Annotated in this window: 11 protein-coding genes; 8 read left to right on the top strand and 3 right to left on the bottom strand. The window is 68.2% G+C overall.

All coding sequences use genetic code 11. The features are described 5' to 3' along the window. Positions 1-9 precede the first annotated feature (9 nt). Positions 10-2676: a GNAT family N-acetyltransferase gene (locus GA707_RS16105; RefSeq protein ID WP_152179475.1), complete on the bottom strand. Its 2667-nt coding sequence runs from the start codon at positions 2674-2676 to the stop codon at positions 10-12. 63 nt (positions 2677-2739) lie between these two features. Between GA707_RS16105 and GA707_RS16110 the strand changes: the two genes are divergently transcribed. From GA707_RS16110 to GA707_RS16135, 6 genes are all read left to right on the top strand, one after another. Beyond that, complete coding sequence (locus GA707_RS16110) at positions 2740-3354, top strand: nitroreductase family protein (protein ID WP_152179476.1); 615 nt, start codon at positions 2740-2742, stop codon at positions 3352-3354. 119 nt (positions 3355-3473) lie between these two features. Next, positions 3474-5930 carry a DNA topoisomerase (ATP-hydrolyzing) subunit A gene (locus GA707_RS16115; protein ID WP_152179477.1) on the top strand — a complete coding sequence of 819 codons (2457 nt, stop codon included), beginning with the start codon at positions 3474-3476 and terminating at the stop codon, positions 5928-5930. A 229-nt stretch (positions 5931-6159) separates the two neighbouring features. Beyond that, positions 6160-7542, top strand: coding sequence for an ABC transporter substrate-binding protein (locus GA707_RS16120; protein WP_152179478.1), 1383 nt, complete (start codon positions 6160-6162; stop codon positions 7540-7542). 100 nt (positions 7543-7642) lie between these two features. Continuing rightward, complete coding sequence (locus GA707_RS16125; RefSeq protein ID WP_370460053.1) at positions 7643-8836, top strand: carbohydrate ABC transporter permease; 1194 nt, start codon at positions 7643-7645, stop codon at positions 8834-8836. Beyond that, positions 8833-9777 (top strand): carbohydrate ABC transporter permease, encoded by a 945-nt coding sequence (locus GA707_RS16130; protein ID WP_152179479.1) that lies wholly within the window; start codon positions 8833-8835, stop codon positions 9775-9777. The genes GA707_RS16125 and GA707_RS16130 overlap by 4 nt, the downstream gene beginning before the upstream one ends. Before the next feature lie 100 nt (positions 9778-9877). After that, positions 9878-10927 (top strand): LacI family DNA-binding transcriptional regulator, encoded by a 1050-nt coding sequence (locus GA707_RS16135; protein WP_152179480.1) that lies wholly within the window; start codon positions 9878-9880, stop codon positions 10925-10927. Between the two features lie 99 nt (positions 10928-11026). Here GA707_RS16135 and GA707_RS16140 read toward each other — a convergent pair whose 3' ends face one another. Next, complete coding sequence (locus tag GA707_RS16140) at positions 11027-13171, bottom strand: type IIA DNA topoisomerase subunit B (protein ID WP_370460054.1); 2145 nt, start codon at positions 13169-13171, stop codon at positions 11027-11029. Between the two features lie 211 nt (positions 13172-13382). Here GA707_RS16140 and GA707_RS16145 point away from each other — a divergent pair, with 211 nt between their 5' ends. Both GA707_RS16145 and GA707_RS16150 read left to right on the top strand, forming a co-directional pair. Next, positions 13383-13607, top strand: a complete 225-nt coding sequence (locus GA707_RS16145) for a hypothetical protein (protein WP_152179482.1) — start codon at positions 13383-13385, stop codon at positions 13605-13607. Positions 13608-13662: 55 nt separating this feature from the next. Next, the gene (locus GA707_RS16150) at positions 13663-14148 is read left to right on the top strand and encodes a DUF456 domain-containing protein (RefSeq protein ID WP_152179483.1); all 486 of its coding nucleotides are present in this window, start codon (positions 13663-13665) and stop codon (positions 14146-14148) included. A gap of 174 nt (positions 14149-14322) precedes the next feature. Here the strand turns inward: GA707_RS16150 and GA707_RS16155 are convergent, their stop codons facing one another. Beyond that, positions 14323-14724: a DUF3040 domain-containing protein gene (locus tag GA707_RS16155; protein ID WP_152179484.1), complete on the bottom strand. Its 402-nt coding sequence runs from the start codon at positions 14722-14724 to the stop codon at positions 14323-14325. Positions 14725-14751 lie beyond the last annotated feature (27 nt).

A 14751-nucleotide genomic window follows, 5' to 3' on the forward strand; every position in this document is an offset into this window, starting at 1 on the left:
TGGAGTCCGCTAGAGGGCTCTGCGGCTTGCGTCCCGGCGCTGCGGGGCGGGCGCGATCCTGATCTCGGCACCGAGCACATCGGCGCCGCCCGGATGGGCCTGGACGGGGTTGAGCACCAGCTCGGCGATCTCGGGGTGGTCCTCGGCGAGCACCGAGACCCGCGCCACGAGGTCCTCCAGCGCCGCCGCGTGGACGGGCTCGGCGCCCCGGTAGCCACGCAGGAGCGGCGCCGCTTTGACCGAACCGATCAGCTCGCGCACATCGACGTCGGTCATCGGCGGGATCCGGTGCTCGACGTCGTCGAGCAGCTCGGTCGGGGCGCCCGCGATGGAGAAGGACACGACCGGCCCGAAGAGAGGGTCCTCTGTGCTGCGCACCACGCAGGCGACCCCGGTGCTCGCCATCCTCTGCATGACGATCGAGCCCTTCTCCCCCGGCATCAGCTGCTCGTCAAGGGACTCGTATGCGGTGCGCACCTCCTGCTCGGTCCCGAGGTCGACCCGGATGCTCATGACCGAGATCTGGTGCCGGAGCCGCTCCGCCGTGGACTTCAGGACGACCGGATAGCCGAGCTCGAGGGCCATGCGTGCCGCATCGTCCGCCGAGAGAACGCGCACGGTCCGCCACACCGGGACGCCGTAGGCCCCGAGCAGCGTCGCGGCCTCGTCGCCGCTCAGGCCCCGACCCTCGGGATCATCCCCGAGGATGCCGTCGATGAGCTCCTGGACGGTGCGCTTGGCGATGCCGATCGGGGCGACCAGCTCGCCGTGGTCCGCAGACCGCCATTGCGAGTAGCGGGTCACCTGGGCGAGCGCCCGCACAGCGTCCTCCGGCATCGAGTAGACGGGGACGACCCGCGCGATGCCTTCGGCATCGCTGTACTGCAGGTCGTCGGCGCCACGGCGCATACCCATCAGCGACCCCAGGACGGGCTTGCCGTGGGTCCGCGCGGCGGACCGCACGGCAGCCGCGACGGCCTCGTCCTCGGTGAGCAGTGGCGGGATGAAACAGGCCACGACCGAGTCGACGTCCGGATCGCCCGCCGCCCGGTCCAGGGCCTCACGGAACTCCTCCGGGGAGGCCTCGCTGCCGATGGACACCGGTCCGTGGGTCATCTGCAGCCCCATGGTCTGGACCGCCTGGGCGGTCAGGGACGAGAGCGCGTCGGAGTTGGCGACCACGGCCACTCTCGGACCTGCGGGGAGCGGCTGGCCGCAGACGAGCTGGGCGATGTCGAACAGCTGATGGGTGTTCTCTGTGCGGATGACGCCTGCCTGCCCGAAGATGGCCTGGAGCACGCTCTGGCCGAGGGGAGACTCTCGCACCTGGTGTCCCGGTGGGAGTCCGTATGCGGTGAAGCCGCTCGCGGTGACGATCACCGGCTTGCGGGACGCCAGTTGCCGGGCGATGCGGGAGAACTTGCGAGGGTTGCCCATCGACTCGAGGTAGAGCCCGACGGCGCGAGTGCCCGCATCGTCGATCCAGTAGTGCATGAAGTCGTTGCCCGAGACGTCGGCCCGGTTGCCGGCGGACGCGAACACCGAGACTCCCAGCCCTCGGCGCGCCGCCGAGTCGAGGACCGCGATGCCGAGCGCGCCGCTCTGGGCGAACAGCCCCAGACCGCCGGACGCCGGCAGCCGCGGGGCGATGCTGGCGTTCAGCCGGACCTCCGGGTCGAGATTGACGACCCCGAAGGAGTTCGGGCCGAGGACGCGCATGCCCGACGCGTGGGCGGTCCGGACGACTTCCGCCTGCAGCCGGGCCCCCTCGTCGCCCGACTCGGCGAAGCCGCTCGAGATGACGAGGAGCGAACGGACGCCCTTGTCGGCACACTGCTCGACGACCGACAGCATGTTGCGGGCCGGGACCGCCACGATCGCCAAGTCGACCTCGTCGGGGACGTCACCGACCCGCGGGAAGCTCGGGACGCCGAGGATCTCGGGGGCCTTGGCGTTGACGGCGGCGAGGGAGCCGGTGAATCCGTTCTCGACGATATTGCGCAGCACGAGGTGGCCGATCGCGTCCGGGTTGGTGCTTGCGCCGATCACGGCGATGGACCTCGGCGTGAGAATCGAGGACATGCTCTTGGCCTCGGCGCGGTGCTCACGCGCGGTGCGCACCGCGACCGATGCCTCGGTCTCGGCGATGTCGAAGCTCACGCTGACGATGCCGTCCTCGAACCGCCGGGTCACGTTGTAGCCCGCCTCGCTGAACACCGCGAGCATCTTGCGGTTCTGGGGCAGGACCTCAGCGACGAAGCGCGTGATGCCGTCCTCCTCCGCGATCGCGGCCAGGTGCTCGAGCATCACGGACCCGATGCCCCGGCCCTGGAAGTGGTCGCTGATGTTGAAGGCGACCTCCGCGCTCGTGGGGCTGACGCGGTCGTAGCGGCCGATGCCGACGATGTCCCCGCGCACGGTCGCGACGAGGGCGACCCGGTCGACGTAGTCGACGTGGGTGAAACGGTGCAGGTCCTTCGCCGAGAGCCGACGGAGCGGAGCGAAGAACCGCAGGTAGATGGACTCGTCCGACTGCTTGGAGTGGAACTCTTCGATCAACGGGCCGTCGGACGGCTTGATCGGACGGACGTGGGCCACGCTCCCGTCGCGGAGCACCACGTCGGCCTCCCATGACAGGGGGTAACCCGGCGGCAGCTCCTCGACCTGTGCGGTCATGGGTCCAAGGATGTCACGGGACGGTTCGCCGACGGCACCAGACGGCGGTGCGATGCTGGCCGCATGGACCTTTCTGACGCGGTGCGACGTCGGCGCATGTGCAGGCGCTTCGATGCCACCAGACCGGTGGCCGACGAGGTCCTCGACGACATGCTCGACCTGGCCACCAGAGCTCCCAGCGCCGGGCACACCCAGGGGTGGGAGCTGCTCGTGCTTTCCGCCCAGGCGGAGCGACGAGTCTTCTGGGACGCGACCCGCACGGACGGATACCCCGACCGGTGGCTCGAGGGGGTCAGCGCCGCTCCCGTCCTCGTCCTCGCGCTCTCCGATCCGACGGCCTATCTGGACCGCTACGCGGAGCCCGACAAGGGGTGGCGGGATCGGTCCACGGAGCGCTGGCCCATCCCGTACTGGGACACCGACACGGCCATGTCGGTGATGATCCTGCTCCTCGCCGCGCAAGAGAGAGCACTCGGCGCCTTGTTCTTCGGTGTGCCCGGTGCCCTGCACGACCGGGTCAAGGAGGTCCTCGCGATCCCGGACCGGCTCCGTATCGTCGGGGTCGTCGCACTCGGCCACCCCGACCCGGTGCGGCCGACACCGCGCAGTCCCTCGCTCCGACGTGGTCGGCGCGGTGTCGAGCGGATGGTGCACCGCGGCCGGTTCGGCCGGCACTGACCCTGAGGACCGCGAACACGCAGACCGACCTGAGCCTGGACGACCTGAGCCTGTGTGAGGATGTCGGCGACCCCCGCCACGCCCGACCCGACGTCACGCAAAGGAGCCGGCGACTCACCATGGCTCGCTCCCGGACCCGTTCCACCCCTCCCGAGGACGCCTTCGAGGAGAAGATCGTCGACATCGACGTCACCGAGGAGATGAGCAACGCCTTCCTCGAGTACTCGCTGTCGGTCATCCACTCCCGGGCCCTGCCCGATGCCCGTGACGGTCTCAAACCCGTCCAGCGCCGGATCCTGTACTCGATGTCGGAGATGGGGCTTCGGCCCGACCGGGGGCACGTCAAGAGCAGCCGGATCGTCGGCGACGTCATGGGCAAGTACCACCCGCACGGCGACTCGGCGATCTACGAGGCACTGGTGCGGATGGCGCAGGACTTCACGATGCGCCTGCCGCTGGTCGACGGTCACGGCAACTTCGGCAGCCTCGACGACGGCCCGGCCGCCAGCCGCTACACCGAGGCGCGGATGGCACCGGCGGCGCTGCTCATGGTGGGCGGCCTCGACGAGGAGACCGTCGACTTCGTCCCCAACTACGACGACCAGCTGCTCCAGCCCGCGGTGCTGCCCACCGCATACCCCAATCTTCTCGTCAACGGCGTGACCGGGATCGCGGTCGGGATGGCGACCAACATGGCCCCGCACAACCTCGTCGAGGTCATCGGCGCGGCCCGCTACCTGCTCGACCACCCGACCTGCTCCCTCGACGACCTCATGAAGCACGTCCCCGGGCCCGACCTGCCGTGCGGGGGCCGGATCATCGGGCTGGACGGAATCCGGGACGCCTACCTCACCGGCCGCGGCTCGTTCCGGACCCGCGCGACGACCAGGATCGAGAAGATCACCCCGCGCAAGATGGGCATCGTCGTCACCGAGCTGCCCTATCTCGTCGGGCCCGAGAAGGTCATCGACAAGGTCCGCGACGCCGTCCAGGCCAAGAAGCTCCAGGGCATCTCCGACGTCAAGGACCTCACCGACCGCAAGAACGGCCTGCGGCTGGTGTTCGAGGTCAAGAACGGCTTCCATCCCGAAGCGGTCCTCGAACAGCTCTACAAGCTGACGCCGATGGAGGAGAACTTCGGCATCAACGCCGTGGCTCTGGTCGACGGAGAGCCGCGCACGATGGGCTTGAAGGAGCTGCTCCGGGTATTCCTCGACTTCCGCATCGAGGTCGTGCGGCGTCGCACCGCATACCGGCTCGCGCGGAAGGAGACGCGCCTGCACCTCGTCGAGGGTCTGCTCGTCGCCATCCTCGACATCGACGAGGTCATCCAGCTCATCCGGTCCTCGGACGACGTCGCCACCGCGAGGCAGCGGCTCATCGACGTGTTCGACCTGACCGAGGCACAGGCCTCGTACATCCTCGACCTCCAGTTGCGCCGGCTGACCAAGTTCTCCCGCATCGAGCTCGAGAACGAGAAGAGCGACCTCGAACGCGAGATCGAGGCGCTGCGCGCGATCCTCGAGGACGAGACACTGCTCCGGAAGACCGTCGGCACCGAGCTCGCCGACGTGGCCCGCGCACACGGGACCCCGCGGCGAACCGTGCTGCTGGAGTCGGCAGCCGTCCCGGCGACCACCGCCACGTCGCTCGAGGTCGCCGACGACCCGTGCTGGGTGCTGCTCTCCTCGAGCGGTCTGCTCGCCCGGACGACGACCGATGAACCGATCCCGGGCGACGGCCCTCGCGCCAAGCACGACGCCATCGTCGGGGCGGTGCGCACGACGGCACGAGGTGAGTATGCGCTGGTCACCTCGGCCGGCCGGATGATCCGCCTCTCGGCGTTGGACCTGCCGACGCTCCCACCGACCAGCACGGCGCCGAGCCTGGCCGGGGGTGCTCCCCTGGCCGCCTACGTCGATCTCCCCCGCGGCGAGGAGCCACTCACGATCGTCTCCGTCGACTCCGGTTCCGGCGGAGTGGCCCTCGGAACCGTCGCAGGCACGGTCAAGCGCGTGACCACCGACTACCCGAGCCGTGGTGACTGGGAGGTCATCGCTCTCAAGGACGGGGACCGGGTCATCGGGGCGGCCGAGCTCGTGACGGGCACCGAGCACCTCGTCTTCATCGCCTCCGACGCGCAGCTGCTGCACTTCCCCGCGTCCGCAGTGCGTCCGCAGGGGCGCTCCGCGGCCGGTATGTCCGGCATCCGGTTGTCTGCCGGTGCGCACGTCGTCTTCTTCGGTGCGGTCGCTGAAGGTCGCGAGGCCGTGGTCGTCACGGCGAGCGGCTCAGCGGGCGCGCTGCCCGGCACCCAGCCGGGGTCGGTCAAGGTGACGCCGTTCGGCGAGTACCCCGCCAAGGGTCGGGCCACCGGAGGGGTCCGCTGTCACCGCTTCCTCAAGGGCGAGGACACCCTCGTCCTGGCGTGGGCCGGGGCGACACCCGTCAGGGCGAGCGGCGGAGGGGGGGTCGCTGTCGATCTGCCTGCGGCGACGGGTCGGAGGGACGGCTCCGGCGTCCCTGCGACGACCGTCGTCTCGGGGATCGGCGCCTCCGTCGGCGGACCGTCCTGAGGCGATCGCACCCCGTCGTCGGCGAAGCCCCGCATCGGCCCAGGTCAGGGTCCGGATTGCCGCGCAACCGACACCGGCCCACCCGCGCTCGTGTCCGGATTGTTACCTAGCCGTTGCGCGCTTTCCTTGCCGCACACGCGGTGGAAACGCTTTTATGGAGCCGTTCCCCTCAGTGCAGCGGCGGGTCCATCGGCGTTGCACCCCCTTTGAAGCAATGGAGGCAACACCCATGGCACACCCCCGGCGCAAGCGCACCGGTGCCGCGGCATTCGTCGGCGTCGCGGCCCTCGCCCTGACCGCCTGTGGCGGCAACGGCGACTCCGACTCCGGCGACGGCGGTGACGCCGCCGCAGGCTCGTCCGAGATCGACTGCTCCGTCTACGAGCAGTTCGGTGACCTCAGCGGCACCTCGGTGAGCACCTACTCGAGCATCCTCTCTCCCGAGAGCGACGCATACGAAGCAGCGTTCGTCCCGTTCGAGGACTGCACCGGTGTGGACGTCCAGCCCGAGTGGTCCTCGGAGTTCGAGGCGCAGATCGTCGTGCGTGTCCAGTCCGGCAACGCACCCGACATCGCCTTCTTCCCCCAGCCCGGACTGCTGCAGACGGTCGTCCGCGACACCGGCTCTGTCCTGCCCGTGTTCGAGGAGACCGAGGCCGTCATCGACGAGAACTTCTCGGAGGACTGGAAGGCCTACGGCACCGTCGACGGGACGTACTACGGCTTCCCGAACTCGTCCAACTCGAAGTCCTTCGTCTGGTACTCGCCGGGCGCCTTCGCCGACGCCGGCTACGAGGTTCCCGAGACGTGGGAGGACCTCATCGCCCTCTCCGACCAGATCGTCGCGGACAACCCCGACGGCAGCGTCAAGCCGTGGTGTGCCGGCATCGGCTCCGGCGACGCCACCGGGTGGCCGGTGACCGACTGGGTCGAGGACAAGATGCTCCGCGACCAGGGCGCCGACTACTACGACCAGTGGGTCAACCACGACGTGCCGTTCAACGCTCCCGAGTCCCTCGCGGTGTGGGAAGAGGTCGGCAGCATCCTGCGCAACGAGGAGTACGTCAACGGCGGCTTCGGCAACGTCCAGACGATCGCGTCGACGACCTTCCAGGACGGTGGCCTGCCGATCCTCGACGGCTCGTGCTTCATGTACAAGATGGCCTCGTTCTACGCCGCCAACTGGCCCGAGGGCACCAATGTCGCCGAGGACGGCGACGTCTTCGCCTTCTACTTCCCGGCCAACGAGGGCGCCACTGAGAAGCCGGTGCTCGTCGGTAGCGAGTTCCTCGCCGCGTTCGAGGACCGGCCCGAGGTCCGCGCCTTCACGACGTACCTGGCCTCGGCCGACTACGCCAACCTGCGGGCGAAGGAGGGCTTCGGCTTCGTCAGCGCGAACCTCAACCTGGACGTGAACAACGTCGAGTCGCCGATCAGCAAGCTGGCCGCCGAGCAGTTCCAGGACCCGTCGGCGCTCATCCGCTTCGACGGAGCCGACCTCATGCCCGGCGCCGTCGGCTCGGGTTCGTTCTGGCGCGAGGCGACCGCCTGGATCGCCGAGGGCAAGGACACCCAAGACGTCCTCGACGCCATCGAGCAGTCCTGGCCGTGACCTGATGCGTCTCGCACGCACGCGATTGAAGTGAAGACGGGGCTGGGGCCCTCGCGAGAGGGTCCCAGCCCCGAGTCCTAACCAGTCCTACCTCACGGAGGTGGCTCCGCTGTCTGACATCAAGTCTCCTGAGCGTGCCGGCGCGTCCACGGACGACGCAGAGGCCCGCGCCCAAACCACCCCGGTCAGCAAGAGTGCGCTGGCCGTGGGCATCGTCATGATCCTGGTGTTCGTCGGGGTCGTGGGGATCATCGCGGCGAGTTTCTTCAGCGCCGTACCCGAAATCAGCTGGCCCTCATTCCTCGTCGACTCGAGCACCACTCTCGAGAAGCTCGGCCTCATGACCTTCGTGGTCCTCCTCTTCGTCGGCGTCATGGCGCTGTTGCTGTTCATGGTGGACAGCCGCAAGCGAGTGCCGAACTGGACGGTGGCGATCGCCTTCGTCGGCCCCGCTCTCGCCGCGCTGCTACTCGGACTGATCTGGCCGGGCGTCAGCACCATCATCCAGTCCTTCTACGGGCGCTCGCCATGGTCCGATCCGGAACGAAGTGAGTTCGTCGGCTTCGACAACTTCGCGACGCTGTTCACGACGTCGGAGTTCCAGGTCGTCCTGCGCAACACAATGATCTGGGTGATCCTGGTGCCGCTCGTCGCGGTCGGACTCGGGCTGCTCTACGCGGTCCTCATCGACCGGACGCGCGGCGAGGCGGTGTCCAAGGGCCTGATCTTCCTCCCCATGGCGATCTCGCTGGTGGGCGCCTCGATCATCTGGAGGTTCATCTACGAGTACCGGGCCCCTGCCCGTCCGCAGATCGGCCTCGCCAACCAGATCCTCATCTGGTTGGGACTCGATCCCTACCAGTTCCTCCTCAACAGCCCGTGGAACACGGTCTTCCTCATCGTCGTCATGGTCTGGATCCAGACCGGATTCGCCATGACGATCATCTCTGCGGCGATCAAGGCGATCCCAGACGACATCATCGAGGCAGCTCGCCTCGACGGGGTGTCCGGCCTTCGGATGTTCCGCTACGTCACCATCCCCAGCATCCGACCCGCGCTGCTGGTCGTCTGGGTGACGATCACCATGACGACCTTGAAGGTCTTCGACATCGTCCGGACCATGACCGGTGGCAACTTCCAGACCAGCGTGGTGGCCAACGAGTTCTACACCCAGAGCTTCCGTCAGTTCGACTTCGGCCTCGGCGCTGCTCTGGCCGTGCTGCTCTTCGTCATCGTCATCCCGGTCGTTGTCTACCAGGTGCGCCAGCTTCGACTCTCGGAGGACATCAGATGACCACGTCGAACCCGTCTGTCCCGCCCCCCGCGGTGGAGAAGAAGCAGGCCCCGAAGGGTCCGCGCAAACTGACCAAGGCCGAGATCCGGGCGACTGAAGCCAAGACGAAGCTGACCTCGCCGTGGGCGACTGGCATCGCGATCGTCATGGCGATCCTGTGGACGATCCCCACGTTCGGGCTCCTTGTCACCTCGATCCGGCCGCAATCCTCGATCCAGAACAGCGGATGGTGGACCTGGTTCACCAACCCCGAGTTCACCCTGGACAACTACGACGCCGTGCTCTTCGGGAGCAGTACGGGCTTCTTGACGTACTTCGTGAACACGGTCGTGATCACGATCCCGGCGGTCGTCATCCCGATCACCATCGCGCTGCTGGCCGCGTATGCCTTCTCGTGGATCGAGTTCCGCGGACGCGACCTGCTGTTCGTCGCCGTGTTCGCTCTCCAGATCGTCCCGCTCCAGGTGACCCTGATCCCGCTTCTGTCGATCTACGTCGACGTGGGGCTGGCCGGCTCGTTCTGGACGGTCTGGCTCTCACACTCGATCTTCGCCCTACCCCTGGCCATCTTCATGTTCCACAACTTCATGAAGGACATCCCGCGGTCGCTGGTCGAGGCAGCCCGGGTGGACGGCGCCGGCCACGTGCGGATCTTTTTCCGCGTGCTGCTGCCGCTGCTCGTCCCCGCCATCGCCGCATTCACGGTGTTCCAGTTCCTCTGGGTCTGGAACGACCTTCTCGTGGCTCTGACCTTCGCTGGCGGCACGCCGAACGTCGCGCCGTTGACGGTCAGGCTGGCCGAGCTGTCCGGTTCACGTGGACAGGACTGGCATCTGCTGTCCGCGGGTGCGTTCGTCGCGCTCATCGTTCCGCTGGCCATCTTCCTCTTCGGGCAGCGGTACTTCGTGCGCGGCCTTCTCGCCGGAGGCGTGAAGGGCTGACCGGTCACCGATCTGCCCTTCGCGCCCGCGCGTGAAGGGCAGATCGGACGCCGACCGCTCGTGACATCCGGGTAAGTCGGGGACACCGGGAGGAGGTCTCATGGAGGAGCGGTCCGGGCCGAGCACCATCGTCGACGTGGCCAGAGCGGCCGGCGTGTCGGTGGCGACCGTTTCCCGCGCGCTGCGGGGCCTGGACCGCGTCAGCCCGGACACCCGCGAGAAGGTCCGCCGGGTCGCTGACGAGCTCCATTACGTTGCCTCGCCGACGGCGACGTCGCTCGCATCGGGGCGCACCCGCATCGTCGGCGTGATCGTCCCCTTCGTCAGCCGCTGGTACTTCGCGTCGATGGTCAGCGCGATCGGCAAGGCGCTGCGCGAGCGCGACTATCAGGTGCTCCTGTTCGACCTCGAGCAGGAGGTTTTCGGTGAGCGACTGACGCTGACCCGCACGATGCTCTGGAAGCGCGTCGACGGGGTCATCTCCATCAACATCCCCATGAGCCCCGAGGAACTCGAGCTGCTCAGCGGGCTACACGTGCCGGTCGTCTCAGTGGGACACCACCTCGACGACCGCTCGTCGGTTGGCATTGACGACAGTGCTGCGGCACGCACCGCCGTGGCGCATCTGCTCGAGCTCGGTCATCGGGACATCGGGTACATCGGTGCCGCGATCGAGTCGTCCGCTCTCAACGAGACGCCGCGGTCGCGGATGGCGGCGGCGATCGCCGCGATGGCGGCCGCGGGCGCTCCCGTGCGACCCGAGTGGGTGTTGAGCTCGGACTGGACCGCTGAGAATGCGCGCGACCTCGCCCACCGGCTCCTGACGGCTGGGGGAGACAGACCCACCGCCATCGTCTGCGGCTCCGACGAGATGGCGTTCGGCGTGCACGTGGCCGCCCAGGAGCTCGGCATGCGCGTTCCGGTCGAGCTGTCGATCGTCGGCATCGACGACCATCCCCTCGCGGGGCTGTTCTCCCTGACCACGGTGCGACAGGACATCCGCGGGCAGGCCGACCAGGCCGTCACCCTCCTGCTCGACGAACTCGTCACCGCTGGGAACGTGGGATCGCACTCGATCGACGAGGACCGGCGACTGACCGTTGCGACCGAGCTGGTCGTGCGAGGCAGCACCGCGGCGATTCGACGATGAGGGCGGGCGACCGCGCCTTCAGACTCGAACAGGTCCGGGCCACGTCGAGTCCCGGGTCGGGTCGATGCGGGCGCGCCGCGCCGGCCAGGTCACGACGCCTCAAGCGTCGATTCGCTCCCTGTCCAAAGTTGCGGCGGAAGAGACGATGAAGTCCTTGCGCGGTGCGACATCGGTGCCCATGAGCAGCTCGAACGTGCGTTCAGCAGCGGCTGCGGCATCGACGGTCACCCGGCGCAGGGTCCGGTGCCGGGGGTCCATCGTCGTCTCGGCAAGCTGGTCGGCATCCATCTCTCCGAGTCCCTTGTAGCGCTGAAGCGGTTGTTTGATCGACTTTCCCCGCCGCGTCAAAGACGCCACCGTCGAACGCATCTCGGCCTCGGAGTAGGTATAGATGAGTTCGTTCTTGCGGGAGCCGGCGCCGACGACCTCGATGCGGTGGAGCGGGGGAACCGCGGCGAACACCCGACCCGCCTCTAGCAGGGGTCGCATGTAGCGGAAGAACAGCGTCAGCAGCAGGGTCCGGATATGGGCGCCGTCGACATCGGCGTCGGTCATGATGATGACCTTCCCGTAGCGGACGGCGTCGATGTCGAAGCTGCGCCCCGACCCCGCCCCGATGACCTGGATGATCGAGGCGCACTCGGCGTTCTTGAGCATGTCGCCGATCGAGGCCTTCTGCACGTTGAGGATCTTGCCGCGGATCGGCAACAGGGCCTGGTAGTCCGAGCTGCGGGCGAGCTTGGCCGTGCCGAGCGCGCTGTCACCCTCGACGATGAAGAGCTCGGTCCGCTCGGTGTCGTTGCTCCGACAGTCGGCGAGCTTGGCGGGCAGGCTGGAGGACTCGAGAGCGTTCTTCTTGCGTTGGGTCTCCTTGTGCTGGCGGGCACTGATCCGCGACTTCATCTCCGCGACGATCTTCTCGAGGACGAGGGAGGCGGCCGACTTGTCCTCGCGCTTGCGCGACGTGAGGAGGGCCGTCAGCTCCTGTTCCACGACCCTGGCGACGATGGCGCGCACCGCGGGAGTCCCGAGCACCTCCTTGGTCTGGCCCTCGAACTGGGGCTCGGCCAGTCGCACGGTGACCACCGCGGTCAGTCCGGCCAGGACATCGTCCTTCTCGACCTTGTCGCCTCCGACCTTGAGGCGGCGCGCGTTGACCTCGAGCTGTTTGCGGACGACCTTGAGCATGGCCTGCTCGAAGCCCGCCAGGTGGGTGCCTCCCTTGGGGGTGGCGATGATGTTGACGAACGACCGCACCGTCGTGTCGTACCCCGTCCCCCACCGCACGGCCACATCGACGCCGCACTCGCGCTCGACCTCGGTCGAGACCATGTGACCGGCCGAGTCGAGGACGGGGACGGTCTCGCTGAAGGAATGCGTTCCCTGGAGACGCCACGTCGGCGTGACCGGGGAGTCGGTGGCGAGGAACTCGCAGTACTCGCTGATGCCTCCGTCGTGGACGAAGGTCTCTTCGTGCGGTCCGTCCTCTCCGGGCGTTCCGGGCAGTCGGCGCTCATCGCGGACGACGATGGCGAGCCCCGGGATGAGGAACGAGGTCTGCCGCGCGCGGTCGCGCAGACCGGTGTCGTCGAAGGCGGCGTCCTTGGTGAAGATCTGCGGGTCCGCCCAGTAGCGGACCCTGGTGCCGCTGACTCCCCTGCGCACCTTTCCGATGACCGCCAGCTCACTGGTGTTGACGTAGGGCGTGAAGGCATGGTCCGGCGACGGCTCGCCGACGATCCCGGCATCGTCGCTGAAGACGCCCGGCTCACCACGCCGGAAGCTCATCGCATAGGTCTTGCCGCCCCGGTCGACCTGCACGTCCATGCGCGCGGACAGGGCGTTGACGACCGAAGCCCCCACTCCGTGCAGTCCTCCGGACGCGGTGTAGGACCCGCCGCCGAACTTCCCGCCGGCGTGCAGCCGGGTGTACACCAGCTCGACACCGGTCAGGCCGCTGCGCGGCTCGATGTCGACGGGCACGCCACGACCCTCGTCGCGGACCTCGACCGACCCGTCCGCGTGGAGGATGACCTCGATTCTGCTGCCATGACCACCGAGTGCCTCATCCACGGCGTTGTCGATGATCTCCCACAGACAGTGCATCAGGCCGCGGCCGTCGGTGCTGCCGATGTACATGCCCGGGCGTTTGCGGACCGCCTCGAGGCCTTCGAGGACCTGGAGGTGATGGGCCGTGTAGTCCTGGGCCGACTTGCTCGTGGCGGCCTTCTTCGCGGTCGTCACGGACCTCACTCCTCCTGTGGCACGGCGCCCACCGGCGCACGCCGGCGAACGAGTCTGTCCCCTGCAGGCTAGTGGTCCGCTCCGACAGCACCGTCGGACGCCACGCCCGAGAGTCCGGTCGGCGGGCGAAACTCGGTGGGGAACACTGCACCGTGTTTCACTGTTCTCCTGGATCGAGACACGAACGGACACATACGCAAAGGTTGATCACGTGAACGCTCTGCTGACCCCCACCCCGCTGAGTGCCGCGGACCGGTGCGACCGGTGTGGCGCACAGGCATACGTGCGGGCCACGCTGCATGGCGGTGGAGAGCTCTTCTTCTGCGCCCACCACGCTCGCAAGCACATCCCGGCTCTGCGTGAGCTCGCCCACATCCACGACGAGACCGACCGACTGTCGGCCACGCCGGAGTCGGCCGAGCTCGAGGGGCGTTGATCCACCTCGGGGTCGTCGCTCGCGCGGTGGCTCTCGTCGATCGCCCTTCCCGTCGATGAGCGAGGGAGTGGTCGTCGCGCTCTGCGCGATCCTCATGTTCGTGGGCATGATCGGCATCGTCGTGCCGATCCTCCCCGGACTGCTGCTCGTCCTTCTCTCCGTGTTGATCTGGGCGATCGCGACCGGCGGAACGACGGCATGGGTCGTCTTCGGGGCCGCCGCGGTCGTCTACGCCATCGGCGTTCTCGCGCAGTTCCTCATTCCCGGACGCCGGCTGAAGTCCCAGGGTGTCGGGATCGGCACGATGGTGGCCGCGATCGTCTGTGCGATCGTCGGGTTCTTCGTCATCCCTGTCGTCGGAGCCTTCGTGGGCTTCGTACTCGGCATCTTCGCCGTCGAGATGACGCGCAGCCGTGACCGGCAGCAGGCCTGGACGCGCACGAAGGCGGCGTTGCGAGCCATCGTGCACAGCATGGGGATCGAACTCACCACGGCCTTCGTCATCGCGGTGATCTTCACGATCGGCGTCCTGTCGACCTGAGCTGAGGCGCGAGGTCCGACCTGAGCGCTGCATCACGGGTGCGTCGGCCGCAGGCCAGGTGTCGAACATCACGCCGAATCGCATGTCCGCGCCCGCCTCGTGGGGCCGCCCTGGCGGGATGCGGGCGCTCGTCGACCGGCCCAGAACACGAGCTGTCCGAGAGCGGGAATCGGTCTAGAAACGACCCTCGTCGCGGCGCTGCTCCCAGCGCTGTTCCAGGCGGGACATGAAGGTGCCGGATCCGCTGTGCTTCTTGCGACTGCGAGGTGCGGACCGCTGCGTCTGACCGGTGTTGGGCACAGCCTTGAGAGGGGTGCGCCGCTCCGTCACGGCGTAGACGACCGCAGCGACCATGAGTGCGAAGCCGATGGCGCCGACGATGACCAGCTTCGTCGTGACTCCGAGGAGGATGACGCCCAGTCCGACGAGCACGCCCCCGATGCCGATGGCCAGCCTGCGCCGGTTGCGCGCCTGCCCCGGACCGCCTCGCATGGAGGTCGCGAATCGGGGGTCCTCCTCGATGAGGGCACGCTCCATCTGCTCGAGCAGCTGCTGCTCACGGTCACTGAGCGGCATATCGGACCTCCAGAACGAACACTCGTC

The organism is Nostocoides sp. F2B08 (genome assembly GCF_009184895.1).
Classification (GTDB): Bacteria; Actinomycetota; Actinomycetes; order Actinomycetales; family Dermatophilaceae; genus F2B08.